Below are 25,097 nucleotides of genomic sequence, written 5' to 3'. Positions count from 1 at the left end.
CAATCGCGGGAGTTCAGGTGCAGGCCTTTCAATTCGAAAATGCGGCGACCCGTATCCGCTTCGGCAGCGGGAGTCTGGTTCATCTGCGCGAAGAGGTGGCCCGGCTGGGCATCACCCGCGCCATCGTGCTGACCACGCCTCAGCAGATTTCGCTGGCCGACCGCGCAGACGAATTGCTGGGCGAAGTTGCCGTCACCCGTTTTACCGAAGCCACCATGCATACCCCCGTGACTGTGACGCAGGCTGCGCTCGCACAAGCGCGCGAAGCCGGGGTGGATGGCATTGTGTCGCTGGGCGGCGGATCGACAATCGGGCTGGGCAAGGCCATCGCATTGCGTACCGGTCTGCCCCAGATCACCGTGCCCACGACCTATGCCGGTTCCGAAATGACCCCGATCCTGGGCGAAACCGATGCAGGCCGCAAGGTGACTCAGCGCCAGCCCGTCATTCAGCCCCGCGCCGTGATCTATGATGTGGATCTGACACTAAGCCTGCCGATTGCCGCATCCGTTACTTCCGGCATCAATGCCATCGCCCATGCCGTCGAGGCGCTTTATGCCATCGATGCCAACCCGGTGACATCGCTGCTGGCCGAAGAAGGCATCCGCAGCTTCGCCCAAGCCCTGCCCCGCCTGCACACCGACCCGCAGGATCGGAGCGCGCGCGAACAGGCGCTGTATGGGGCGTGGCTGTGCGGGACCTGCCTTGGCCAGGTTGGCATGGCTTTGCATCACAAGCTTTGCCACACGCTCGGCGGGACTTTTGACCTTCCCCATGCAGAAACGCACAGCATCGTGCTGCCCCATGCCATTGCGTACAATGCCGTGGCAGGCGATGCGATGGGCCGGATCGCTCGTGCGCTGGGCACCGATCAGCCGCCGGCGCTGGGCATGTTTGCGCTTTGCCGGCAATTGGGTGCACCTGCGGCGCTGCGCGATCTGGGGATGCCCGAAGCAGGGATTGCGCAGGCCGCCGATCTTGCCACGGCCAATCCCTATCCCAACCCCCGCCCCATCGAACGCGATCCCCTGATGGCGCTGTTGCGCCGCGCGTGGGCCGGATCGCCGCCCTTGCCTGAGGAAACATGATGCGTGAATTTGACGAAAGCAGCATTACGGACGCTGTTGTGGCCAGAATGGCCGGGGCCAGCAGCGAACGGGCGCGCCATATCAGCGAGGCGCTGGTCCGGCATCTGCATGCGTTTGTGCGCGAAATCCGCCCCTCAGCTGAAGAATGGGAAGCAGGCATCGGCTTCCTGACCGCGACCGGCCAGAAGTGCGATGACAAGCGTCAGGAGTTCATCCTCCTGTCCGACACTCTGGGCGTTTCCACCCTTGTCGATGCCATCAACAACCCGGTTACAGGCGATGTCACCGAAACGACGGTATTCGGCCCGTTTTACGTGCCCCCGCCCGAATTCGGGCTTGGCCAGGATATGGGCGCTGCGATCGAGGGGCTACCAATGCTGGTTTCGGGCCGGGTGCGCAAATCCGGGGGCGCGGCCGCAGCAGGCGCAATCATCGACGTGTGGCATTCGGACGAGGCGGGGTTCTACGATGTCCAGCAGATGGACAAGACCGGCGGGCTGGCCGGGCGCGGCCGCTTTATCGCCGATACAGATGGCGCCTTTCATTTCTGGACGCGCAGGCCCGCTGCCTATCCGATCCCGACCGATGGCCCGGTGGGCGATATGCTGGCGGCACAGGGACGCCATCCATGGCGCCCGGAACATATCCATTTCAAGATCACCGCGCCCGGTTGCCGGCCGCTGGTGACGCACGTGTTTGCGCAGGGCGATGCCTATCTTGATTCCGATGTGGTGTTTGGCGTCAAGGAATCGCTGATTCAGCCCTATGTTGTCCATGCGAATGCCGAAGAAGTGCAAGGCCGCCCGGTAAACGGGCCATGGGTATCGCTCGACCATACCTTCGTGCTCGACGACCAACAGGGCTGAGGCGGCATCTGGCCGCATCACAACAGGGTGCGGCCAGATGCAGAAGATCAATTCAAGCGGGCCGCGCGGTATTGCTGCGGCGTAAGGGTCGTGGCGCGGCGGAAGGCGGACGAGAAGCTGGACGAGCTTTGGAATCCGCAGCGAAACGCGATTTCCTTGATCAGCAGCCGCTCTTCGCACAACAGGCGCATCGCGCGTTCGATCCGCACTTGTGCCGCATATTCACTCACGGTTCCGCCGGTCGAGGCGCGGAACAGGCGCGAGAAATGGCGCACGCTCATCCCTGCGGCCTGAGCCAGCCGCGCCACCGTGGTCGGGTTCGAAGCGTCCTCATCCTCCAGACTTTCGCGGATGCGGTGCAATTCGTTGTGGCTCAGTCCACCCTCGCTTTCGATCGGCGCATCATCCTTGTCGAGGATGTCGAAATGCCGGCGCAATTCCACCGCCAGCGCCGTGCACAGCGATTCGATCAGGAGGGCACTGGCAAATTGCGGCTCCAGCGCTTCGGATACCAGGCGCATCATCGTGCCGCGAATGATCGCATTGTCGATCCCCAGGCTGGCGACAAGTTTGCGATCGCCCCAGTCGAAATCGAACAGATCGGTCACGCTGGCCGGATCGAACACGCAGCACATCGACCGGCGAGCGCCGCGATCCCAGCGACTGTGCAGGGTATAGCCCGGTGGCATGAACAGAATATCGCCCACCCGGCGCGATTCCGGCCGCGACAGCTCCAGAAACGAGCAATCAAGGCTGGCCTTCCGGCGCGACAGGACAATATCGACAATCGGGGTGTCGGGCTTGAACAGCGCCTCTCGCGGCTCATCCCAGCTATAGCGGTTGATCTGGATCACGCTGGTCGGACCACGGGCTTCACACTCAACCGTTCCGGCCAAAGTGCTGGGCTTTGGCAAGCAATCAACTATCATCTGACTCTCCCGGATGGACTTGGCCCACACCATTATGTTTTGCCGGGATTGATGGCACAAAGGTTCCCGAAAGGGCAACCTCTTTCGATTGCCCTTGCAGGTGCGCCAACCTAAAGAAACACTGCAAGATTGTGCGTCCCGATCGTCGTCTGATCGGCAACGATCTTGCGGTCTCGCAGCAGCGGCGTGTCATCGGGTAAAAACCGGATCCGATCGAACCTTTCCGCTGTCACGATATCGGTGCGATAATCATCGTCTGTCGAACGGACGAGCAGCAGCGAACTGGTGACGTCGAAGACATCCGGCGTTGCCCCTTCCCATACACGCACCCCCGTTACGAAACGCCGGGTGCGGGTGGGCGGATCGGCTGCCCAGGCCTGCGTTTCGACAAAGCGCCGGATGCGAAAGGCGATCGAGAGATAATCCTCGTCGAAATGCATCGTCGGCGTCTCGAAGCTCTCGCCGCTATGGCGCTTGCGCGTGACGCACACCGGCATGCGGTACACGATGGCCTCATCCAGCATGGCTTTCCAGCCGATCAGATCATCGCGATCGAGGATCGCTGCCTCTTCCCACAGGAAGTCCAGCACTTCCAGATAGCGCGGTTCAGCAGCGCGCAGCCGCCGTCCCGCGCCGAAAACCGGTACGTCTGCCTCCACTGGCTCGGCAAGTTTCAAATTCTCGGTCACCGGTCAGGCACTCCACTCTTGCAATCAGTTGCTCATCACTTCGGCATAGCGTTTCCACCATGCCCATTGCGCATCATCCCGGCTGAAACCGGCGTGGACATCGCCGCCACCGTGAAAATCGTCCGGCTTCACGATCCCGAGCTGTGCCTGATACTTGCCTGTCAACTTGCGTCCGACCGGACCCTGCACCACTTTCTGGATGCCCTGCCACGCTTCGGCATCGTCCTGTTCGATATAGCCGCTGATCCCGAAGTTGCGGACGGTCGTGCGCTTGGTCTTCTCGCGCAGGTCTTCGGGTGCGTCCTTTTCAACGAGTATCCAGGTGAGCATTTCGAACAGATCGGGCGCGCGCGGAATCCACGTCCGCGCGACCATGACCGGTCCGTGGCTGCCGTCTTCGGATCCGCTGACGCTCATCAGCGTGAAGAAATCGGTGCCTGGAAACAGGCCCATCACCAGCGGCGGGGTATCGGCGATCAGCGCGATCTGGCCGTCGGTAAGATTCTGTCCGAATTCCGCGACCATGGCCGGATTGGCACCCGGTGGCGGGATCGCGGCCAGCCGCTCCTTCGCAGAAGCTTCGGCGGACAGACCTTCGAAGTTGTAGGCCAGGCGCATGTCGATACAGCGCAGGGTATGGCCGCCCGGCGTACTGACATTGATGCCGATCAGCCCCCACGAAGCCGGATCGTTGGGGTTATGCCCCAGCGTGCCCATATCGCCGGCCGACTGGTGCAAGGCGCGTGCGTGATAGCCATCGGCCAGTTGTTCGGCCAGCAGCTTCCAGTTGGCGCGCATGATGTGGCGCTGCGGCGGCCCCACAACTTCAAGGCCGCGATTGGTCCTTTCCAGCGCAGCCTGCAAATACCATCCGAAATCGCCGAGATAGTCCTGAAAACTCTCGGCCTCGTGGTCCCAGTTGGCAAAGACCATGCCCGCCAGCATTCCGGTCTTGGCGGTAACCAGCCCCAGATCCTCTGTATCGCGCCGAAGCTGGTCGCCGTACATCTGCTTTTCGAAGGGTGCCGCCATGAAGCGGCCCTCCTTGCTGAACGCCCAACCGTGATAGGGGCACTTGAAGTTTGCCGCCTTGCCCTTTTCTTCACGGCACAACGCCATGCCGCGATGCGAACAGGCATTCAGCAGAACCGAAATTCCGCCATCGTCACCGCGCACGACCAGGCAGGAATCCTGCCCCATGTAGCGACGCACGAAATCACCGGGGTTGGGAATTTCGCTTTCATGGGCAACCGGCAGCCACGATTTTGCGAAAATCCGCTCCATTTCCAGATCGAAGATTTCGGCATCGTGATGCACACGCAACTGCACCTGCCGTTTGCCGTGATCGAACAGATCGCGCACCAGCGTTCCATCTTTCAGACGTGGCATCGCGCCGCTTTCCTCAGCCCCATTGCTCGCGCTCATTCCATGCTCCATCGGGTCACGTGAGCGAAACCTGCTCACCGCGTTTCATCTGTTCGAAAATCTTCAGGACATGCGGGGCTGACCAGTAAAGCTCGGTATAGCAGCCCAGCTGGTCGACCGTGTCGAAATAGGCCCATACGCCGGTATTCTCGATCTCGCCGCCCATCGCCAGTGGCGCGCCCTGGGCCACGAAGCTTGCCGCAGCCGCTTCGTATTCCGCGCGCGTATCCAGCCGGAAACCGAGATGGTGCAGGCTTGGTCCGCGCGTGTCGAGCCAGTCCTTGTAAATGCTGCGTCCGCCATCGTGCTGGCACAGTTCCACCTGCAGATCGCCAACATAGGCATAAGCGCAGCTGAACTGGTAATCGCCGGGGGTGCCGCGATAGGCCTTGTTGATTTGCCCGTCGGCAAGGTTGCGCCACACATTCCAGTTCGAAATGCCATAAAGTGCACCGAACTTTTCCTGCGCAGGCTCCAGCCGATCGACGACGAAAGCCACCTGATCGAACTGCTTGCCAACAAACCGCGCTGCCGCATCTGACATCGTCATTCTCCTGAACGGGGGTCTGCCGCCCCCTTTGTGGCAGGCGGACGATCCTTGCCAGATCGCCCGCCCACAGCGGACTTACTTGTAGGGATCGACCGGCTGCTTGTCCTTGGCGATCACGCCAATATCGATCAGCATGCTCAACACGTCCGAGATCGAATAGATGTGAATGATCTTGTCATCCTTGAACGTCAGCACCGAGAACCAGTGAACATTGATCTTCTGGCCCACGGGCGGAATGCCCATGTAGGGACCGCCGGTCTGCTCACCCTGATGGTTGCAGAACACGCAGATCTTGTCCTCACCCTTGCCATAGGCTTCCAGCACCCGGTAGACCGAAGGCGGGAACGTCTTGTACAATGCCACTGGCGATGTCTTCCACGCCTTGTACGGTCCCAGATCCAGACGATTGGGATTGCTGTAGGTCATGTCGGGATGGAAGAATTCATCCATCTTGACGAAATCGCCAACATTGAAGGCGTGATCGAACAGGTCCATCCAGTGATTGGCCATTTTGGCCTGCTTGTCGGTCAGCCCTTGCACCACTTGCGAGCGCCGTTCTGGCGTGTGGTTAAACAGTTCCTTGTCGATCATTGCTTTCACATCCTCTTTCTTGAATCGTGCGATACCGGGTTTCAATACATGAATGGCGGCACGGCGTTGGGGGTCACACCCATCAGTGACCGGCCATAGACTTCGTGACCGACCGACGGGATGTTGCCAAAATGGCGCGCCACCATGTTGAAATCGCGCCAGTATCGCGCGGCGACATTGGCGTTGTTGAATGCGGCTGATCCGGCGATGTTCATCAGGGAATGCACCGCTTCGCCCAGTATCTGTATCGCATAGTTGGCTTGCGCCTTGTTGCGGGCGCGCTCACGCTCGGTCAGTACCCGCATGGCCAGCGCTGCCGCATCGATCACGCCCGTGGCATCCTCGATCAACAAACGGGCTGCATCGATCTTGATGGCCGCCTCGCCGATTTCCTTGACGATCACGTGAGAATCGATCTGGCGGGCAAAGATAGTGCCGACCATCGGCTTGGCCTTGGCCGTCTCGCCAACCGCGGCCAGCAAACCTTCCGCCGCGCCAAGCGGTGTGCCGGTCATCGTGCGGTGCACAAAGGCCATCTGGGCAAAGTAATCGGATGCCGCGCCATAATTGCGCTTGCCCGGTTCCACGAAGTTATACGACCTTGCGGCATGAACGACCCGGTTTTCCGGCACGAACAGGTCGTTCGCCACTGCCGTATCCGATCCGGTGCCCTGCAGGCCGGTAACAAACCAGGTGTTTTCGATAACCAGCTGATCGGTGGGAATGTAACAGAAGTTGCCGGGCACTTCGGTGCCATCGGGATGCACGATCTTGATTCCCCACTGGCTCCACTGGGTGTGCCGGATGGCAGAAGCATAAGGCCACGCGCCAGTCACGCGATATCCCCCCTCGACCGGCGTTGCCGTGCCCGGCGGATTGAAGGCACCGGCAATGCGCGGCACACCATCGGCGAAAATTTCGTCCTGCAGTGCATCCGGCCCGATCGAGGTTACCCATGTGGTGCCGTTGATGATCTGCGATACCCAGGCAACAGAGGGATCGCCTTTGGCAAGTTCCGCCCCCATGCGGGTCAGCGCCGTGGCCGAAGCGCCGCGCCCGCCAAGCCGCTTGGGCACCGCAACAGCCCAGAGATCGGCCTCGGTCAGCGCATCGATCACCCGTTGCGACGGGTAGCGCTGCACATCGCCCTTTTCGGCTTCTGCCCGCAGCAGTCCTCGCAGACCGATTGCGGCCTGAATAGCGTCTTCACCAGCCTGTTCATCAAATCCATTGATCTCGTTCGGCGTGGAAGACGCTGGCGCAATTTTAAGCATGAAAGCCTCTCAAAGGTCAGTCGAAGAACCCGGATGCCATGCACCCGGTCAATTCTATTATTGGCCGCCCCGTTTTCTGCGCAATCGCAGCCATCGTAGTATATCGGCCATCGGTGTAGGGCAGCGGACGGGTGCTGTTTGACCGCATCTCAACGGGGTTCCCACACCAGCGGCAATGTCTCTGGCTGAATGATCGGGCCGAGTGTCGAGACAATGGTCGCACCCGGTTCGATCCCGAACTGCGGGATCGCCGCCAGCACTTCTTCCAGCGCGCAGTGCATCTCCCGGCGGGCCAGATGCATCCCCACGCAGCGGTGCGGCCCAAAGGCGAAGCCTTCATGCTGCGGCCCGCGATCAAGGCGGATTTCGTGCGGATTTTCGTATTTGCTTTCGTCCCGGCAGGCCAGCGTGGTGCTCAGCGCCACCCGGTCGCCGGGCATGATCCGCGCGCCATTTATAACCACTTCGCGGGTACAGATGCGGAATGTGGTGACCGCAGCATAAGCCCGCAGCAATTCCTCGGTCGCCAAGGGTATCCTTTCGGGATGGGCGCGCAAGGTGGCCTGATGTTCGGGGTTTTCGGCCAGATGCCGGAAATGCAGCGCGATGTTGGTCGATACCGTATCAAGCCCGCCGGTATAGAAATTGAACGCCATGCCGACCTGCTCGTCCCGGCTCAACGCACGATCCGCCAGCCGCGCCGTGGCGATGAAACTGATGAAATCATCGCGCGGATTCCTGGCGCTCTCGGCCAGCTTCACTTCCAGATAATCGCGCACTGACCGGGTTGCGTCGGCCATCTTCATCACATCGGGTTCGTGCAGTAGCCCCATTTCCCAGGCCAGCAGCTGTTCGACATCGTCTTGCGGCAGGCCCATCAATTCAAGGAAGACCGCAATGGGGAATTTGAAGGCGAACTCGCTCATGAATTCGCAATGACCCCGGTCCTTGAACAGCGCGATGTAGTGGCGGGCGTAATTGCGGACCTTTGCATCCAGCGTGATCATCCGGGCTGGCGACAGCAACGGGTTCAGCAGCGACCGCAACGGTCCGTGTTCGGGCGGATCATATTCGACCGGCACCTGATACCAGCTATCGCCGATCAGCCCGCTGAAACTGGCCCACCCCCGCGCTGTGAAGTTTTCGGTGTCCTTGAACAGCCGCCGAAGATCAGCGGCGCGGCGGAACACCCACGCCGCATCGCCTGTCGGCACTGCCCCAGGCGCGTAAAACACATCCGGCCATGTGGCGACTTCGGGGACGATCCGGTCAAACGGGTTTTCGGTAGTCTTGCGCGATACGATCAGCGGATAATCAAAGACCAGTTCTGGTGGCACATGATCCGGGATGACCGAACGGATTGGTGCGGCAACGCCATTGCTCATTTCGTCTGCTCCTGCTGAAGGCGCGCTCAACTGTTGGCGCCCATGGCGTGGCGCGCGGCTAGATAGCCAAATGTCATCGCTGGTGCCAACGTGGCCCCGCCGCCGGGATATGACCGCACCATGGGCGAGGCGACGAGATTGCCGGTGGCATAAAGGCCGGGGATCTGCTTGCCTGCCTGATCCAGCACCACGCCATGCGTATCGGTGACCAGCCCGCCATTCGTGCCGATGTCTCCGGGGTATATGCGCAAGGCGTAGAACGGCCCCTTACTTACCGGAGCCAGTGCCGGGTTCTTCGGCAACCTGGGATCACCGAACAGCGAATCGTAGAAGTTTTCGCCCCGGTGGAAATCTTCGTCACGGCCATTTTCGACAGAAGCGTTGAAGCGCGACACGGTCTGTTCCAGCACCGCCGGGTCCAGATCCAGCTTGCGGGCAAGGCCGCCGATCGTGGCATCGGAATAGAGGATCGAGCGAACCGCGCGAGGCAGCATCCACACCGGCAGCATCGGCATCACCGGTCCCATCGGATAGCGCCATTTGAACACGGCATCGAAGATGACAAACGAAGGTGAAGTGCCCGCGCCCGGCAGATCGTTATCGACCATCGCCTGCCCGGCCAGATGATAATCCGTGGACTCGTTCATGTAACGCTTTGCGGCCTGATTCACGATGATCGCGCCGGGTAGCGAGCGTTCGATGAACAGCGGCCGCGCGCGGTCTTCGCCCGGCACATGCACGGTGGGCGCCCGCCAGGCGGAATCCAGCCGCTGCGTCGCTGCGCCCACGGCCATGGCCGCAACCAGCGCATCGCCTGTGTTGTAAGGCTGCGATCCGCTCCAGTCGGTATTGGGCGAGGCTTTGAGGTAGCGCGCCCGCAAATCCTTGCTGCGTTCGAACCCGCCTGCCGCCATGATCACCGCGCGCCTTGCGCCGATGGCCACGCGCCGCCCGCCTTGCTGGGCAATGACTCCGGTTATCCGGCCGTCTGCATCGCGTATCAATTCCTGCAACCCGGTGCCCGTCCAGATTGCCACCCCGCGCTTGTCGAGCGACAGCTTGAGCCGCCCGATCAGGGCATTGCCCCCAGTCAGATAACGCGAGCGTGAGGATTTCAGGCGCTGGCCCACATCGCTGTAGTAACGCCACAGCGTGCTCGCCATCGCCTTCATCCAGCCCGGCGTGCGTGTGATCAGCTTCGAAGCTTCGGCGGTATTCCAGACATATTTGCCAAACAGCATGTTGGATGGGTGGGTGCGTTGCAACCGTTCCAGATCATCGCCCAGCACCCGCCCATCAAGCGGGGTGACATCGTGGTTGCGATACCCCTTCTTTCCGCCAGTGCGATGGCTTTGATAATCGGGATAGGGGATCGCGCTGTATTGAACATCACTATGCTGCATCATGTAACGCAGCATTTCACGCGCTTGCGTCACATAGGTACGGATCAGGTCGTCAGAGCCTTCATCGCCCGTCAGATCCTTCACATACGTAAAAGCTTCTTCGACGCTGTCCTTGGCGCCCGCCTGCTGCGCCAGATAACTGGCCGGAATCCACAAGACGCCGCCTGATGTTGCCGAAGTGCCGCCGAACAGTTTGCCCTTTTCGATAACGATTACGTGCGCCTTCTGATCGGCGGCCACCACCGCCGCGGTCAGCCCGCCAGCGCCCGATCCGATAACCAGCACATCGCATTCGTGATCCCATACCTGTTCGGCCATCGCTCACGCTCTCCCGTCGTGGCGCGGCCATTCCCTTGGGGGACTTGTCCGCCGCGCAATTTCAGGGCGAGTTAAGACGCCGGGCGGGGCGCACTGCAACTGCCGGAAGGCCCAATCTTCGCTTGGCGACAGCGATGTCCGATCAAAGCCACATTAGAGGCTGTTGACAGGGGGTTACCTTGCCCACTGGTCAGGGCGTAGCGGTTTGCCCGCCGTCGATGGAGATGGCCTGACCCGTGACATAGGACGAACGCCCCGAACACAGCCATGCGGCCAGTTCGGCAACTTCTCTGGCCGTTCCGATGCGCCCCATCGGGGCATTGATGATCTGCGAAAAATCGGTGCCTGCCGCCGCCAGCGCGGCAATCGGTGGCGTGTCGATCACGCCCGGACAGATGGCATTGGCGCGGATGCCGCGTGATGCATATTCCACCGCGACCGTTTTGGTAAGGTTGATCACAGCGGCCTTCGATGCACCATATCCGCCCAGCATCGGCGTACCATGTGTGCCGGAATTTGACGCGGTGTTGACGATCGCACCGCCGCCTGCCTTGGTCATGTGGCGCAATTCTGCCTGCATCGAAAGCAGCGTGCCGGTGGCGGTGATGTCCATGGTGCGCTGCCATACGGAGAGCGGCAATTCGTCTATCGGATGCAGCGGATGCGCTATGCCGACATTGTTGAAGGCGGCATCAATCCGCCCCAGCCATTCGGCCGCCTGCTCGACCATAAGGTCCACCTGCTGCGCGCTCGACGTATCCACCGCAAGCGCGATGGCCGATCCGCCACGCGCCACGATGGAATCCACCGCGATTTGCGCAGAGGCCACGTCGATGTCCGCCACGGCAACCCTGGCTCCGTAATCGACGAACAGTTCTGCCGCCGCCCGCCCGATGCCGCTGGCGCCGCCGGTTATCAGAATGCCCATTCCTTCAAGCACGACTGCTTCTCCCCAATACACCACATCGCCCTCGCAGGGGTGGTTGTTGTCGGGGGACTTTCACCCACAGGCCGCAACTCTTGTCAATTGGCTGCCGCCGGTTGCCCGGCACGATGTTACTCCAGCGCGATCCTTGTCCGCCACGCGATAACGAATGCCAAACATGCGGACGGGCAGTCATGCTAATCGCAGGCCTGTGACGATGGGAATGGACGATGGCATCGAAGATATACGAAAGCCCTGCCGCCGCGCTTGACGGCCTGCTGTTTGACGGGATGACGATCATGGCGGGCGGATTTGGGCTAAGTGGCAATCCCGAAAGCCTGATTCCCGAAATCCGGGCCGCAGGAGTGCGCGGGCTGACCGTGATTTCGAACAATGCCGGCGCCGAAGGCTTTGGCCTGTGGATGCTGCTGCAAAGCCGGCAGATCGCCAAGATGATTTCATCCTACATCGGCGATAACAAGCTGTTCGAAACACAGTACCTGTCAGGCGAACTGGCGCTGGAACTCAGCCCGCAAGGTACGCTGGCCGAACGCATCCGCGCGGGCGGTGCGGGTATCCCTGCGTTCTATACCCGGACGGGCGTGGGAACAGTGGTGGCTGAAGGCAAGCCGGTCGAGACATTCGGCGGAGAACGCTATGTTCGCGAAAGCTGGCTGAAAGCCGATCTGGCCATCATCAAAGCGTGGCGGGCAGACCCGGCCGGTAATCTGATGTTCCGCAAGACCGCGCGCAACTTCAACCCGGTGATGGCCACCGCAGCAGCGATCACCGTGGTCGAAGCGGAAGAAATCGTTGCCGAGGGCGATTTCGACCCCGATCACATCCACACGCCCGGCATCTATGTGCAGCGTATCGTCCGATCGACGATAAACGAAAAGCGCATCGAGAACCGGACTGTGCGCCAGCGGGCAAGCGCGTAATGGCCGCCATGAATCAGGCATTCGTGTGCGATGCCATTCGTACGCCGATCGGCCGTTTGAACGGCGCGCTTGCCACCATCCGCACCGATGATCTGGCCGCGATCCCGATCCGGGCGCTCGTCGAACGCAATCCCGGTGTGGATTGGGCTGCGCTTGATGATGTCATGCTGGGCTGCGCGAACCAGGCGGGCGAGGACAATCGCAATGTTGCCCGCATGGCCGTGCTGCTGGCTGGCCTGCCCGAAGTGGTGCCCGCCGTCACGGTCAACCGCCTGTGCGGTTCGGGGCTGAACGCCATCGGCCTTGCCGCACAGGCCATCCGCAGCGGCGATGCGCAATTCATCCTCGCGGGCGGCGTCGAGGGCATGAGCCGCGCGCCCTACGTCATGGGCAAGGCGCAAGGGGCGCTTGATCGCACTCAGAAGCTGGAAGACACCGTGCTGGGCTGGCGGTTCATCAATCCGGCCATGCGCGCCGCTTACGGCGTCGATACAATGCCGCAAACGGGCGAGAATGTTGCCGCACGGTGGCACGTTAGCCGTGAAGAGCAGGATCTTTTCGCGCTGCGCAGCCAGGAAAAGGCTGCCGCAGCGCAGATCAGCGGCAGGCTCGCCGCAGAGATCGTGCCCGTGACGGTCCCGCACGTGCGCGGAGAACCGGTGATCTTCGCGCAGGATGAACACCCGCGCGCCACCAGCCTTGCCGCCCTTGCCAGCCTGAAGCCCGTTGTACAGCCCGGTGGCACGGTCACGGCGGGCAATGCCTCAGGGCTGAACGACGGCGCGGCGGCGATGCTGATCGCCTCTGAAGCGTCCGCGCACCGCCATGGTCTGCGCCCGCGCGCACGGATCGTGGCAATGGCGGCCGCAGGCATCGCCCCGCAGATCATGGGGGTGGGACCGGTCGAGGCCGCGCACAAGCTGCTGCGCCTCAGCGGCCTTGAAATGGACCAGATCGATGTGATCGAATTGAACGAGGCTTTTGCCAGCCAGGCCATCGCGTGCCTGCGCGATCTGGGGATCGCGCCCGACGATGCCCGCGTCAACCGCAATGGCGGGGCAATAGCGCTGGGGCACCCGCTGGGCATGTCGGGCGCGCGCATCACCCTTTCGGCGGTCGAGGAATTGCAGCGTACCGGTGGACGCTATGCCATGGCCTTCATGTGCGTGGGCGTGGGGCAGGGCATTGGGCTGATTCTGGAAAGGGTATAGGCGATCACATCGCCGTGATTCCTCCGTCCACTACCAATTCCGCGCCGGTCATGTAGCTGCTGTCATCACTGGCCAGAAAGGCGATGACCCTGGCGATTTCACCGGGTTTGGCCATGCGGCCCATGGGAACGCCCTGTTCGGTCAGGGCAACCAGCGCGCCACTTTCCATTCCGGCTTCCACCGCCACCCGCGACAGGCCATTGCGGAGCATGTCGGTATCGACATAGCCCGGATGGACGCTGTTGGCGCGGATCGGCACTCCGGCTTTGGCAAATTCCACCGCGATCGATTTGGTGAACAGCCGCACCGCGCCTTTTGCGGTACTGTACGCAGAGGTGTTGGGCAGCGCGACAAGCCCCATCATCGAACTGACATTGACGATGCTGGAGCCATAGGGCGTCAGATTGCCCGATTGTGCGAGCAGCGGCTGAAAGGTCTTCACCCCCAGAAACCCTGTTTCGACGTTCATCACCATCATGCGCCGCCAGACCGCCAGTTCCATCTCCTGTACCGGAGACGAGGTTTCCGCGCCGACATTGTTCACCAATATGTCCAGCCGATCGTAATCGCTGACCACACGGTCGCGGGCAGCCTGCCATGCGGTTTCGCTGGTGGCATCCAGTTGCAGATATTGCGCGCCGGGAAGATCGCGGGCGACCCGTGCCGCCGCATCCTGCTGCGGGTCGTCAATATCCGAAACAATCACCGTGGCCCCATCGGCATGCAGTTGATCGGCAGCCGCCCTGCCAATGCCCCGCAACGCCCCTGTGACCAAAGCGACCCGTCCCGCGAAACGCTTCATTGTATCGTCTCCTGCGCAATTGCCGCTTGAACCCCGGCAGCATTGGTAGGGGCTTCACGCAAGCGGCCAAATGATAATATTGTTTCTGACAGGACAAATGCATTTTTCAGAAGACAAATTCCAATGCATATTCATTAAATCGGCATCATATATCCGTTAGTCATCACAATAAATTTTGCAGGGCAAAATAAATACCTGCCCGACAGGGCAATTGCCCAATTGCTCTGACCGGACAATTGATAAGCCCGTAGGACAACCTCTTTCATGCAGGCGGACTTTGTGTTCCCTGTCCGCGTCCCGCAAGCGAAACCAACCAATTGGTCTGATGCGGAAGAGGAGAGGGTTTATGCGTTTCCATTCAGTTATGAGCAGATCCATACTGGGGGCAGCCGCCCTGATTGGCGCTCCGGGCCTTGTTCATGCCCAGGCCGAATCCACTGCAACCGCAGAAACCGACGCCAACGGCCAGGAACTGAAAGACATCGTGGTGACGGCCCGCCGGTCCTCGGAAAACCAGCAGCGCACACCCGTGGCTGTCACCGCGATCTCGGCGGTCCAGATACAGGAAAAGCAGATCGTCCGTCTCGGCGATCTTACCCGTACAACGCCGGGCTTCGCCTCGCTCGGCGGCGGAACGGCCGGGCCGTTGGTCGCGACCTTTTCGATCCGTGGCCAAAGCCAGGCCAATCCCGGATCGGGCAACGATTCACCTGTCGGCATCTATATCGATGGCGTCTATCAGGCCCGCCCGATCATGGGGAACTCCGGCGTCCTCGATCTTGCCAGCGCCGAAGTGTTGCGCGGACCGCAAGGTACACTGTTCGGCCGCAATACCACCGGCGGCGCGATCAATATCACCACGCAGGCCCCAACCGAGATATTCGAGGGTTACCTGAAGCTCGGCGTGGGCAATTACTCGCAATATATGACGGAAGGCGTTGTCAACATACCGCTCAGCCAAACCGTCTCGACACGCTTTGCAGGCCGCTATGAAAAGCGTGATGGATATGTCCAAAATCTGGCAACCGGCCGGCGTGAGAATGATATCAAGGGCAATTACCAGGCGCGCGGCACCTTGCTCTGGCGGCCGGATGAACTGCCTCTCAAGTTGCAGATCAGCGGCGATTATACCAACTATCAGGACAATGGTCTGGCGTCGGTACAGATTTCCGACGACTTTGGCCTGGGCAGTGCGTTTTTCGGCACGTCACTCGTCAACACCAAGGACGATTTTTACAAGAGCTACAGCCGTGCCGTCGGCGCAGGGTCTTTCCTCAACACCACGCTGAATATTCCCGTGGGAACCGGCGCGAGCGGCAATTCCGTCATCGATGAGCCAAGCAGCAAAGTGGTCGGAAAAGGCCTCAACGCCAATCTGGACATCGATTTCGGTGGTGTTCAGGTGAAGTCGATCACCGCCTATCGCACCGGGCGCAGCATCACCAACGTGGATATCGACGGCAGCCCCGCGCGCGGCGTCAGCTTCTCCAGCGATTATTCCAACAAGCAGTTCAGCCAGGAGGTGCAAGCCTCCGGCAAGCTGGGGGATCTGGACTGGATCGTCGGCGCCATCTATTTTCAGGAAAGCGGCGTTGAAGATACCGTATCCGACCAGCAATTCTTTGGCGGCAACCCATTCCCCTTCGCGCGGGATTCAACCGATTACAAATCGATCTCGCGCGGGCTTTTCACCCAGTTGAACTACCGGGTTACCAGTGAATTGCGGATCACGGGCGGCATCCGGTACACGTGGGACAGCCGCAATGCGGTGCGTCATGGCCGCAATGGCAGCGTCCTGCCCGATTTCAGCGATTCCGCTTGCGCCGTGGTTTCAGGGTTCGTTCCCACGGCAACCATGCGCGATCCGGCAGGCGGCTGCAACGATGCGCGCGGCGGCAATTTCTCCTACCCCGCCTGGCTGGCCAGCGTCGATTATCAGGTCAGCCCGGTCACCTTTGTCTACCTCAAGACGAGCGGCGCCTCGCTCGCGGGGGGCATCAACTTCCGCGCAACCGCGCCGGGGCTGGAATCGATCAGCCCCGAAGCGGTGCGGGATGTCGAAGCCGGCATAAAGAGCGACCTGTTCGACCGCCATGTCCGGCTGAACCTGTCGGCCTTCCATATCTGGCGCAGCGCCCTTCAGGCAAACGTCAACCCGATCATCAACGGGCGCACCACGCAGTTCCAGATCAACGCAGGCGATGCACGCCAATATGGCGGTGAACTGGAAACCACGATTCTGCCGTGGCAGGGCATGGAACTGACCGGAAACGTCGCCTATCTGCACTCGCGCTATGTGCCAGGCAGTTTCCTGGCCCCCACCGGCGTTCCCGCTACACCGTTCTACGACCGCAGCGGAGAGACGGTTACCCAGGCCCCGGAGTGGACCTGGTCGATCGGTGCAACGCAGAAAGTGGACGTGCCCAATGGCAGGCTATCGCTGCATGCCGATTATTCCTACATCTCGACTTTCGCGTTTTATGCAAACAGCTTCAATCCGACCAATCCGGCGCTCACGCCTGCCATTATCACGCGGCTGAACGATCTTGGCCTGGTAAAAGGCCACAGCAATCTGAACGCGCGGATCACCTACAATCTCGAACAACCTGACATCGAAATAGCTGTGTGGGGCCAGAACCTGACGCAGGTAAAGTATTACGACGCCCCGTTCACCGGGCTTTACCAGTCTGTCGGCATTGCCACTTCAAGCGTCAATGCCCCTCGCACTTACGGCGTCTCGGCAACCTACAGGTTCTGATATTACGTTCTGACAGTGCGGTCAGGAAACCCATCGGCCCTTCAGTGGCCGGTGGGTTGTCCTTCATCCCAGCCGGCCCCAAAGCTCCCGCCCATGTCAGAGCATGGCAAGGATGATGGAACGCTTTTGGGCGTTATCCTAAGCGCCGTGCGCCACGTCGCGGGCTGTTGGGCGCGCGCAAGCCGGTCGTTGAACGTCACGACGATATGCTTGCGAAGGGCCGGTTCGCCGAACTGTTACCCGTCAACTTCGCCGAACCGTTCGATTGCGATTATCACCCGAACGCGCTGCCCTTGCTGATTTCGTTCGACGACGCGGCGGACGTTTCGCTGCCAGATTCGGCGGACTTGGGCGACCCGCCATTTCAGCCGCGCACAGCCTTGCGGCTGGCCAGCATCCTGTTCAGCACGCAACAGGCGGCGGCAAGCGGCATGGCATCGTGGCACGGCGCGGACGGCAACGGGTTGGCCGGTCCTAAGCTTCGTGCCTCTCCTGGACCCGCCACGACCCCACAGGGAGCCATCCGGCTTGCCGGGGCCGACGACCTTGACCCCAACGCGCCGGTCGTCGTCGTGCCGCTGTTCAAGCTTCGTCGCAAGGAAGTGGCGGCACTGAAGTTCACCCCATAGGCGCGGCGGTTTTGTCCTTCCCTTGCCCGTCGCGTCGGAAACCCGGTCAACGTATGTTCCAGCGTTGGCCGGGTTTTTCAGCCGCACTACATTCCACAACCCTACATAGGTGACGGAATAGCGGTCAAACGTCGCAATTATCGGCGTATTTTCAGACGCATGTTCGCGCGAATGCTATATCGCGCAATTCTGGTAAGGACGGGCAAAGGACCGAACGCATTTTAGCTGTCCTTTTTGCGCGTAGAACCTAGCCCACGCTTGCCGTGCAACACGCCGTCCGCGTTCTTCGTCCAACCCGATGATGAATGCCAAATCGCGGACTGGCCCATGATGAAGGCGAACTTATTGTCGCCAGTTTGGCGCATCGTGCCGACGCGAAATTGAGCGCCGACCAGTCGCATACCTTCAGCTTCCTTGCCGTAGTTCGTCACGTCATCGTCGTGTTCGCCAAGCCAATCGGGAAACAGCGCAACGGCTGGCAACTGCAATCCCTTGTGGGCAGGCAGGCGGGCGTCGGTGATGCGAGAGAACCGATAGTGGATGGCTTGCCGCATTGCGTCGGCGAACTCGCTCTTGAACAAGTGCGATTTCTTGAACTCCCAACCGAACGTCCAGCCGTTCGTGCGACATGTCGCTACGGCGTCAATTCGCAGCGCGTGGCCATCGGCGTTGATGGCTTCGACTTCTTCGATAAATTCGAAGTGCGGTGCGAGGCGTTGCAGCACTTCGGCGCGGGCCAACGGTTCGGTCACATACCGGCGTCGGCTATCATCCTTCGACTTTGCCATCTTCAGCTACGCCAAACGTTTCACATATTCTTCAACGTCGATTGTCGCGCACGATTCGATAAATTCCACGATGGCCGGTTCGTCCTGCGTCACGATTAGATTGAAGGGCATCCAATCGACGGCGACCATCAACCGCTTTCCGCCGGAACCACTGAAAAGCAATCCAACCGCTACGTCGCAAGCCGCCCATGCTTCCGGCGGGACTTCGCCCGGCCTTGCGGGGTTTTGTGCGACGGGATCATTGCCGAAAGTTTCGGGCGGCGGTTGAAGGTCGCCGATGATATATTCCGCTCGCCGAAGCACTTCGACGCGCCAAGCATCGAATGGCCACGGCTTAAAGTCCGCTGGGGGCTTCGGCGCAACGCGGGGCATACTCGCCCATTGCTTCATCATTTCGGGGGCGTCGTCGGGTAATTTGACCGGCGGCGCGGTCAAGACACGATGCGCCAGAGCCTGTTCGGTTTCGAGCGCCAACGTGAAAACTTCGAACTTAAATTCTAAGTCGCGAGAATCGACGCCGACAGCGAGCATCGTATCGTTCGCCGCCTTTATCCAAACCATGCTAGGCGATGGCCCAACACCGTCCGTCGCATACCCCCGAACCCCGGCGCGTAACGACAGCATATCCGCCGCCGAAGCCTGAAGTTCGAACGGCGGGAATTGACGCATTTTTCGACGCCCTTGCGAAATGGCCTTCGTTGGCATTGTGGCGACAATCGCAGTAGCCCCGCCAATCGCCTTCAGCGCGTCACGCCGACCGAACTTGATACTGCCATAGCCCCTCATACGAACGATGTATCGCACAGTCGTCGTAATTTGCGACCGCCACTTGTGGGCATCGTCCTTGTTCGACACGTCCTTTGCCGGTCCTTGTTTTGAAACCGGGCCTTGCCGGAACAGGACCGCACAAGGCGGTTATATCATTGATTTTATGTCAGAATTTTGGAGCGGGCGAAGGGATTCGAACCCTCGACCCCAACCTTGGCAAAATATTTCGGCCACTTTTCCCAAACCCTCCCAAGTACGATTACCTACGCTAAATCAGATATTTATGATGTTCCCCTTTACGATTGCCTCCGCCCATAATACCCTCGAAACGCTTAAATCTGGAGACAAAATGGAGACAAAGCACCCCTCTGAAATCTTTGTCTCCAAATGGAGGGTCAAACATGCCGACAGCGAAGTTGAACAAGCGCAATGTGGACGCATTCGCGCCGCCTAAAGATAAACAGGCCGTCCTGTGGGACAGCGAGATTCGGGGTTTCGGCTTGCGGGCGCTTCCGTCGGGGCTCAAGACCTTCATTGTTCAGTACCGCAACATCGAAGGGATCAAGCGGCGCATCAATCTCGGCCGCTATGGTGTCATTACGACGGAGCAAGCTCGGGATCTGGCGAAGATCAAGCTTGGCGAAGTTGCTGGTGGTCAGGACCCAGCAGAGGCAATTCATCAGGCCCGCAGTGGCATGACCGTCGCCGAGATCTGTGACTGGTATCTGGTTGAAGCCCGCGCCGGTAACATTCTTGGCCGCAAGAACCGTCCAATCAAGGCCTCCTCGCTCGCGATGGATGAAAGCAGGATCAACACGCACATCAAACCGATTCTTGGCCATCGCATGGCGAAAAGGCTGACAATCGCGGATGTCGAGCAGATGCAAGCTGATGTCCGGGACGGTAAAACTGCCAAGGCTAGAGGTAAAGGCCGTGGTGGTCGGCCCGCTGGCGGACCTGGCGTCGCGTCGCGATGCCTCGGGTCGCTGCAAGCCATTTTGGGTCATGCCAAGCACAAGGGGCTGATTGCGGAGCACCCAACCAGAGGAGCCAAGAAACTCGCAATCAACAAGAAGACGAGGCGACTCAGCACTGCGGAACTCGTCGCGTTCGGTAAAGCCATTGCCTATGGCGAGCGTAACGGCGAAAATCCGACAGCACTTGCAGTGGTACGGACACTTGCGCTGACAGGATACAGACGGGAAGAGGCGCAGTCGATGAAGCGCGCCTGGGTGCATGCGGAGGGCGGGTTTGTCTCCTTCCCGGATACCAAAACCGATGCTCAGGTCCGCTCGATCGGCCCAGAAGCACTGAAGGTCGTTCTCGCTCAACCTGAGATCGTTGGTAACCCCTACGTGTTCCCGTCAATGACGGGCGCTGGCGCATACCAGGCTGCACCAGCCTGTTTCCGGAGAGTTTGCCAGTGGGCGGGAATTGAGGGCGCAACACTTCATACCCTTCGCCACACTTTCGGCAGCATCGCGGGCGAACTCGGATTCACGGAACTGACGATACGGGCTATGCTTGGGCATGCTTCGCAGAACGTGACGCAGGACTATATTCATATCGACGAAGCACTGAAGTTGGCGGTGCGCAAAACGTCAGACGAGATAGCCCGCCTGCTGGCTGAAGGCGCTGCATCGTTGCGCCCGGTCAGACAAACGGCGGCAGTTGAAAATTAACCTTGAAGGTGTATTGTCGGAAGCCAGAGAGAACTTTTCGCGCTGGGGTTTGCAGGTGAGATGCTGAACGATCTTCGATCAACATCGGGCAAGGAGGTTTGAAGATGGGTCAGACTCGGATTCATCCCAAAACCGGTGAGGTGCTTCGGCGTGACGCGCGGATACAAACGCTGAGCGTTGGCTCGTTGTCACTCGAAGTGGAGGTGCCGGGCTGGTATCCTGAAGGCGATGGCGATTCCATCCATTCGGGCGCTGAACTTCAAGCGATAGATCAAGCCTATCTCGAGTTGCGAGCGGCCTATGCCGCACGGGTCAAAGCCGTGCGCAAGAAGCTTGGCCTCACGCAAGAAGAGGCGGGTAGGATCATTGGAGGCGGACGGCGAGCGTTCCAAAAGTATGAGCGTGGTACAATGCAGCCCAGCGAAGCTGCGGTCGGCTTGATTGAGATTCTTGATCGCCATCCGGAAGAGGTGACAACTCTCCGGAACATCCGGCGGTAGGCCGACAGGAGGCGCTTCCAGGGCGCTGTCCGAAAAATGTACACGTATTTCGGACGTGCAGCGGGACCAAGCAGAAATGGTCTCGCCCGAAGGCAGGGCCGATGCCCCAGCTCGGCGCGCCCCAGATTTCGGAATTATCGCGCATGTGAGATGCGAGATAATTCCGCGACTATACATCTGGCTGGCAAGGCGATCGGTGCCAAGCGCGCGCAAGCCGACGATCTCGTCCAATTCGCGCGAGACCTATATGTCGATGCAGACGCCGTCATAGTCGCTATTCGCTCTGCATCGCCCATTATTTCCAGGCAATGCGCTTGGCGTCGAACATGCTGCTTTTCTTGCACTGGCGTTAGTTCGGCCCCGCACGAAGGCGGGGCCGACGCTGACGCCTTAGCTCGGCGGGTTCCAGATGATGACCTTCTTCGAAGGGTCATCGCCGGGAGCGTTGGCGATGTTGCCATAGATGGTGCCGAATTCAGGAGCCGAGAGCGAGACCGAGACATATTCGGCGCCGGTGTTCTGCGAGAAGCGCTTCCAGCCTGCGCCCAGTTCGAAGCCGTTCTTGCGGCTGACGATGCGGTAGTCGGGTTCGCTGTCCTTGGTCTTGCGGTTGTTGGGGATGATCGCGATTGGCGCGGAGACGGTCAGCGTTGCGAGGTTGCCTTCGAAGCTGTCGTCGGACTTCACGGTGAGGTTTGCGATGGTAGCCATGTCGTTTCTCCTAAAGGTGGTCGGGGACCATCCCCGATGGCGCCAAAAGAAGGGGCCGGGAGCCGCCGTCACCGCAGCGTCAGCGAAGGGCGAACCCCGCACGGGGTTGACGGCATTAGGCGTGACGAGACCCGCAGACAGGCGACAAACAGGGGTGGCTTTCGCGCCACCGGAGAACGAACGTCAGTCCGCAATCTCCGTTTTCATCGACCAAAAGTCGGAAGCTTCCTCCCCACCGGATCACTGGATGGAGCGCAGCAGCAATCATCCGTCAAATGCTGCCAACGGCAGATCGAGAGGCGTCGTCACCTTGGACAGCGGACGGGCAACAGCAGTGGGCTCTCGCTGCATTACACAGGTCGGATTGTGCAATATCAGCTCTCATATTGACTTTTGTGCAGAATATAAGCACATGAAGCCATGACAGGACGTGCCGACATGGGTATCCAAGCTGCAGCCAATGCGCCCGCAAAGGGACTTGATCGCAAGGATCTGACGGGTCCGGCCCTGCGGACATTTTTCCGCATCGCTGATGCCTGGGGCCTGAAAGAGCAGGAGCAGATGCGCTTGCTCGGTCTGGAGAGCCGCTCGACCTTCCAATCCTGGAAGCGCGGCGTGGTCGCGGCGCTGCCCAAGGATGCGCTGGAACGGATTTCCTATGTCATGGGCATCTACAAAGGCCTGCAGATCTTGTTGCCGAAGACGGCGGATGAGTGGGTGCGCAAACCCAACAAGGCGCAGGTTTTCGGCGGCGCCTCGGCGCTTGACCGGATGATGTCGGGCAATGTCGCCGATCTCTATGTCGTGCGTCAGTATGTTGACGGGCAGCGCGGCTGACCCGTGGACATTCCCACGTCTGAAGTCCGCTGGACACCCTGCTACCGCATCATCCCGAGCCGATTTCCGCCGATCTCGCTGTTCGAGGCAGTTGCCGATCCTGCCGATCTTGAAGCGGTCTATGCCATCGAGGCGATGACCAATGACCGCCTGCGCGACGAGGCAGGCGAGCTGTCGCTCGTGCCGCCTGAGGACCGAGTTTCAGGCCCCGGTTCCTCGCCGATCATGGCGGCGTTCACCCACCTCAATCCGGTCGGCGACCGCTTCACCGACGGCAGCTACGGCGTCTTCTATGCTGGAATGACACTGGCAACCGCAATTGCCGAAACCAGGCATCACCGCACGCATTTCCTCGAGGCTACCGACGAACCGGCGCAGGAACTCGACATGCGGGTTTATGCCGTCGATCTCGCCGCGAACCTTCACGACATCCGTGGGCAACGGGAGGCGCTGCCAGCTCTGTACCATCCGAGCAGCTATGCCGTGTCTCAGGAAACCGCGCGGACCTTGCGCGATGCCGGGTCGGACGGGATTGTCTATGAAAGCGTCCGCAATCCCGGCGGAGAATGTGCCGCTGTGTTCCGGCCCCGGCGGTTGTCGAATTGTCGGCAGGAACGGCATCTGTGCTATGTTTGGGATGGTAGCGGAATCGGTACCGTCTATGAGAAGCGGTTTCTGGAAAGTTGAAGTGTTGGCAGGTTCGCGCCCAAATCTCAGCCGCTCCGCCGCCCAAAAACTTCCCCTTGGCTGTCGTCAACGCAGTCGGCTCCCCCGAAGGGCGCTATCGCCAAAATTGGCACGGTGGTTGAACTCTATGAAATTTACTGTCTAGCGCACTATCAGAACGAGGTTTACGCCGAGCAACTATGATAAACACACTCGCCTTGAATTTAATCGCCAGCGTGATGGGTTGGGATAATGAGCGAGCGACAAGTGAGTATGCTTGGCTGCGCCTGATGTCCTCAATGAAGTATGATGGTTATTCAGACTTCCGAGCCGGCGTACGATTCTTGGAGAGCCTTGTTTCGTGGTTACGCCACTTCGATCAGACCGACCGGGAGATCGCCTATGGGATGGTGCGGCAGCGGCTCGTCTACATTTCTACCGCGGAGATGCAGCGGGTCATAGAGAACTTCATCCCAGAGATCGTAACACCATACCTGCGCAAAGCGGTAGCCAGCGCGTTGGACGTCAAGCCCTACGGGGTGTGGGCGACTGCAGAGGGTAGCAAAGCGTTTTCTGATCGACTTCGCCGTTGCCTGTTTGTCGGTCTCAGCGACGGAAGTCGCATCGACGTTCTGCGGCGCGCCAACTCGGGTCGGTTGTCGCAGGAACAGGTCGTCCCGATGATGAACGTCGATCTCGACAAGTGGGAGGGGCTGGGCAAGGATCTCAAAGAGGAGATGAAGGACGATCAGGCGCGTTTCGACGACGTCTACCTAATCGACGACTTCACGGCATCCGGCACCACCTTTATCCGGTTTCCCGGCGGCGGAGCGCCAAAGGGGAAGCTCGCGAAGTTCGAGAAGATCGTCAAAGACGCGCGAGAGCATCTCGGAGACAAATTCCCCCTTTCAACGGGGTACACGCTGCATATCCACCACTACATTTCAACAACTCAGGCTCGAGACGCGCTGGAGGAGCGCATCGTAGAGGCGGCCGAGAAGCTGACCGACCGCAGCTATGGCGACGCATTCATCACCGAAGGACTTCGCCTCCCGACGGACCTCCGACTAGGCTCAATTGAGTCGACGATCGGCGTGATGACGCCTTCGAAACCGGAAGACGGGCCCTATCTAGGTCTGTGCGACACCTACTATGATCACGAGCTGTTCATGCGGCTTGAGAAGCACTGCAAGGAAGCAGGCCAGGACGACATGAAGTATGGATACGCGAACTGCGGGCTTCCGCTGATCCTCGAACACAACACGCCCAACAACTCGGTCCCGATCTTATGGGCCGAAACAGAGGGCAAGCTGGGTCGTCGGATGAGCCCGCTGTTCCTCCGTCGCGACCGTCACGGGTAA

24 protein-coding genes are annotated in these 25,097 nt (G+C 60.2%); 11 read left to right on the top strand and 13 right to left on the bottom strand.

Features of this window, described 5'->3' with window-relative positions; all coding sequences use genetic code 11:
- Positions 1 to 17 precede the first annotated feature (17 nt).
- Positions 18 to 1,088 carry a maleylacetate reductase gene (locus LUA85_RS15490; protein WP_231471145.1) on the top strand — a complete coding sequence of 357 codons (1,071 nt, stop codon included), beginning with the start codon at positions 18 to 20 and terminating at the stop codon, positions 1,086 to 1,088.
- The gene (locus tag LUA85_RS15485; RefSeq protein WP_231471144.1) at positions 1,085 to 1,954 is read left to right on the top strand and encodes a dioxygenase; all 870 of its coding nucleotides are present in this window, start codon (positions 1,085 to 1,087) and stop codon (positions 1,952 to 1,954) included. The genes LUA85_RS15490 and LUA85_RS15485 overlap by 4 nt, the downstream gene beginning before the upstream one ends.
- A 47-nt stretch (positions 1,955 to 2,001) precedes the next feature.
- Here LUA85_RS15485 and LUA85_RS15480 read toward each other — a convergent pair whose 3' ends face one another.
- The 9 genes from LUA85_RS15480 to LUA85_RS15440 all read right to left on the bottom strand — a co-directional run bounded on the left by LUA85_RS15480 (position 2,002) and on the right by LUA85_RS15440 (position 11,458).
- The gene (locus tag LUA85_RS15480; protein ID WP_231471143.1) at positions 2,002 to 2,883 is read right to left on the bottom strand and encodes an AraC family transcriptional regulator; all 882 of its coding nucleotides are present in this window, start codon (positions 2,881 to 2,883) and stop codon (positions 2,002 to 2,004) included.
- A gap of 110 nt (positions 2,884 to 2,993) precedes the next feature.
- The gene (locus LUA85_RS15475; RefSeq protein WP_231471142.1) at positions 2,994 to 3,572 is read right to left on the bottom strand and encodes an aromatic-ring-hydroxylating dioxygenase subunit beta; all 579 of its coding nucleotides are present in this window, start codon (positions 3,570 to 3,572) and stop codon (positions 2,994 to 2,996) included.
- Positions 3,573 to 3,596: 24 nt separating this feature from the next.
- A complete protein-coding gene (locus LUA85_RS15470) occupies positions 3,597 to 4,997 on the bottom strand; it encodes a Rieske 2Fe-2S domain-containing protein (RefSeq protein ID WP_231471141.1) in 1,401 nt (466 codons plus the stop codon).
- Positions 4,998 to 5,013: 16 nt separating this feature from the next.
- Positions 5,014 to 5,541 carry a VOC family protein gene (locus tag LUA85_RS15465; protein WP_231471140.1) on the bottom strand — a complete coding sequence of 176 codons (528 nt, stop codon included), beginning with the start codon at positions 5,539 to 5,541 and terminating at the stop codon, positions 5,014 to 5,016.
- A gap of 81 nt (positions 5,542 to 5,622) precedes the next feature.
- The gene (locus LUA85_RS15460; RefSeq protein ID WP_231471139.1) at positions 5,623 to 6,138 is read right to left on the bottom strand and encodes an ester cyclase; all 516 of its coding nucleotides are present in this window, start codon (positions 6,136 to 6,138) and stop codon (positions 5,623 to 5,625) included.
- Positions 6,139 to 6,179: 41 nt separating this feature from the next.
- Positions 6,180 to 7,412, bottom strand: a complete 1,233-nt coding sequence (locus LUA85_RS15455) for an acyl-CoA dehydrogenase family protein (protein WP_231471138.1) — start codon at positions 7,410 to 7,412, stop codon at positions 6,180 to 6,182.
- A gap of 149 nt (positions 7,413 to 7,561) precedes the next feature.
- Positions 7,562 to 8,797 carry a cytochrome P450 gene (locus LUA85_RS15450; protein ID WP_231471137.1) on the bottom strand — a complete coding sequence of 412 codons (1,236 nt, stop codon included), beginning with the start codon at positions 8,795 to 8,797 and terminating at the stop codon, positions 7,562 to 7,564.
- Positions 8,798 to 8,823: 26 nt separating this feature from the next.
- Positions 8,824 to 10,518 (bottom strand): FAD-dependent oxidoreductase, encoded by a 1,695-nt coding sequence (locus tag LUA85_RS15445; protein WP_231471136.1) that lies wholly within the window; start codon positions 10,516 to 10,518, stop codon positions 8,824 to 8,826.
- 190 nt (positions 10,519 to 10,708) lie between these two features.
- Positions 10,709 to 11,458 carry an SDR family NAD(P)-dependent oxidoreductase gene (locus LUA85_RS15440; protein ID WP_231471135.1) on the bottom strand — a complete coding sequence of 250 codons (750 nt, stop codon included), beginning with the start codon at positions 11,456 to 11,458 and terminating at the stop codon, positions 10,709 to 10,711.
- 215 nt (positions 11,459 to 11,673) lie between these two features.
- Here LUA85_RS15440 and LUA85_RS15435 point away from each other — a divergent pair, with 215 nt between their 5' ends.
- Both LUA85_RS15435 and pcaF read left to right on the top strand, forming a co-directional pair.
- Positions 11,674 to 12,384: a CoA transferase subunit A gene (locus LUA85_RS15435; protein ID WP_231471134.1), complete on the top strand. Its 711-nt coding sequence runs from the start codon at positions 11,674 to 11,676 to the stop codon at positions 12,382 to 12,384.
- A gap of 8 nt (positions 12,385 to 12,392) precedes the next feature.
- A complete protein-coding gene (pcaF, locus tag LUA85_RS15430) occupies positions 12,393 to 13,595 on the top strand; it encodes a 3-oxoadipyl-CoA thiolase (RefSeq protein ID WP_231471905.1) in 1,203 nt (400 codons plus the stop codon).
- A 4-nt stretch (positions 13,596 to 13,599) separates the two neighbouring features.
- Here the strand turns inward: pcaF and LUA85_RS15425 are convergent, their stop codons facing one another.
- On the bottom strand, positions 13,600 to 14,397 hold the full coding sequence (locus tag LUA85_RS15425; RefSeq protein ID WP_231471133.1) for an SDR family NAD(P)-dependent oxidoreductase: 798 nt from the start codon (positions 14,395 to 14,397) through the stop codon (positions 13,600 to 13,602).
- A gap of 364 nt (positions 14,398 to 14,761) precedes the next feature.
- Here LUA85_RS15425 and LUA85_RS15420 point away from each other — a divergent pair, with 364 nt between their 5' ends.
- Positions 14,762 to 17,155, top strand: a complete 2,394-nt coding sequence (locus LUA85_RS15420) for a TonB-dependent receptor (RefSeq protein WP_231471132.1) — start codon at positions 14,762 to 14,764, stop codon at positions 17,153 to 17,155.
- Between the two features lie 206 nt (positions 17,156 to 17,361).
- Positions 17,362 to 17,784, top strand: a complete 423-nt coding sequence (locus tag LUA85_RS15415) for a hypothetical protein (protein WP_231471131.1) — start codon at positions 17,362 to 17,364, stop codon at positions 17,782 to 17,784.
- Between the two features lie 221 nt (positions 17,785 to 18,005).
- Here the strand turns inward: LUA85_RS15415 and LUA85_RS15410 are convergent, their stop codons facing one another.
- Positions 18,006 to 18,524, bottom strand: coding sequence for a hypothetical protein (locus LUA85_RS15410; RefSeq protein WP_231471130.1), 519 nt, complete (start codon positions 18,522 to 18,524; stop codon positions 18,006 to 18,008).
- Positions 18,525 to 18,578: 54 nt separating this feature from the next.
- Positions 18,579 to 19,358, bottom strand: a complete 780-nt coding sequence (locus LUA85_RS15405; protein ID WP_231471129.1) for a hypothetical protein — start codon at positions 19,356 to 19,358, stop codon at positions 18,579 to 18,581.
- A gap of 383 nt (positions 19,359 to 19,741) precedes the next feature.
- On the opposite strand from LUA85_RS15405, the gene LUA85_RS15400 reads away from it, so the two are divergent.
- Entirely contained in the window at positions 19,742 to 21,022 is a 1,281-nt protein-coding gene (locus LUA85_RS15400; RefSeq protein ID WP_231471128.1) for a site-specific integrase, read from the top strand.
- Positions 21,023 to 21,126: 104 nt separating this feature from the next.
- Positions 21,127 to 21,522, top strand: a complete 396-nt coding sequence (locus tag LUA85_RS15395; RefSeq protein WP_054109476.1) for a type II TA system antitoxin MqsA family protein — start codon at positions 21,127 to 21,129, stop codon at positions 21,520 to 21,522.
- 390 nt (positions 21,523 to 21,912) lie between these two features.
- Here the strand turns inward: LUA85_RS15395 and LUA85_RS15390 are convergent, their stop codons facing one another.
- Positions 21,913 to 22,233, bottom strand: coding sequence for a DUF736 family protein (locus LUA85_RS15390; RefSeq protein ID WP_006966713.1), 321 nt, complete (start codon positions 22,231 to 22,233; stop codon positions 21,913 to 21,915).
- Positions 22,234 to 22,671: 438 nt separating this feature from the next.
- Between LUA85_RS15390 and LUA85_RS15385 the strand changes: the two genes are divergently transcribed.
- From LUA85_RS15385 to LUA85_RS15375, 3 genes are all read left to right on the top strand, one after another.
- Positions 22,672 to 23,070 (top strand): antitoxin Xre-like helix-turn-helix domain-containing protein, encoded by a 399-nt coding sequence (locus LUA85_RS15385; RefSeq protein WP_197274702.1) that lies wholly within the window; start codon positions 22,672 to 22,674, stop codon positions 23,068 to 23,070.
- Positions 23,071 to 23,073: 3 nt separating this feature from the next.
- Positions 23,074 to 23,757 (top strand): RES family NAD+ phosphorylase, encoded by a 684-nt coding sequence (locus tag LUA85_RS15380; protein ID WP_054109473.1) that lies wholly within the window; start codon positions 23,074 to 23,076, stop codon positions 23,755 to 23,757.
- Between the two features lie 197 nt (positions 23,758 to 23,954).
- Positions 23,955 to 25,097, top strand: coding sequence for a hypothetical protein (locus tag LUA85_RS15375; protein ID WP_231471127.1), 1,143 nt, complete (start codon positions 23,955 to 23,957; stop codon positions 25,095 to 25,097).

This window comes from Novosphingobium sp. CECT 9465 (assembly GCF_920987055.1).
Taxonomy (GTDB): domain Bacteria; phylum Pseudomonadota; class Alphaproteobacteria; order Sphingomonadales; family Sphingomonadaceae; genus Novosphingobium.
This window is presented reverse-complemented; position numbering and strand designations above follow the sequence as displayed.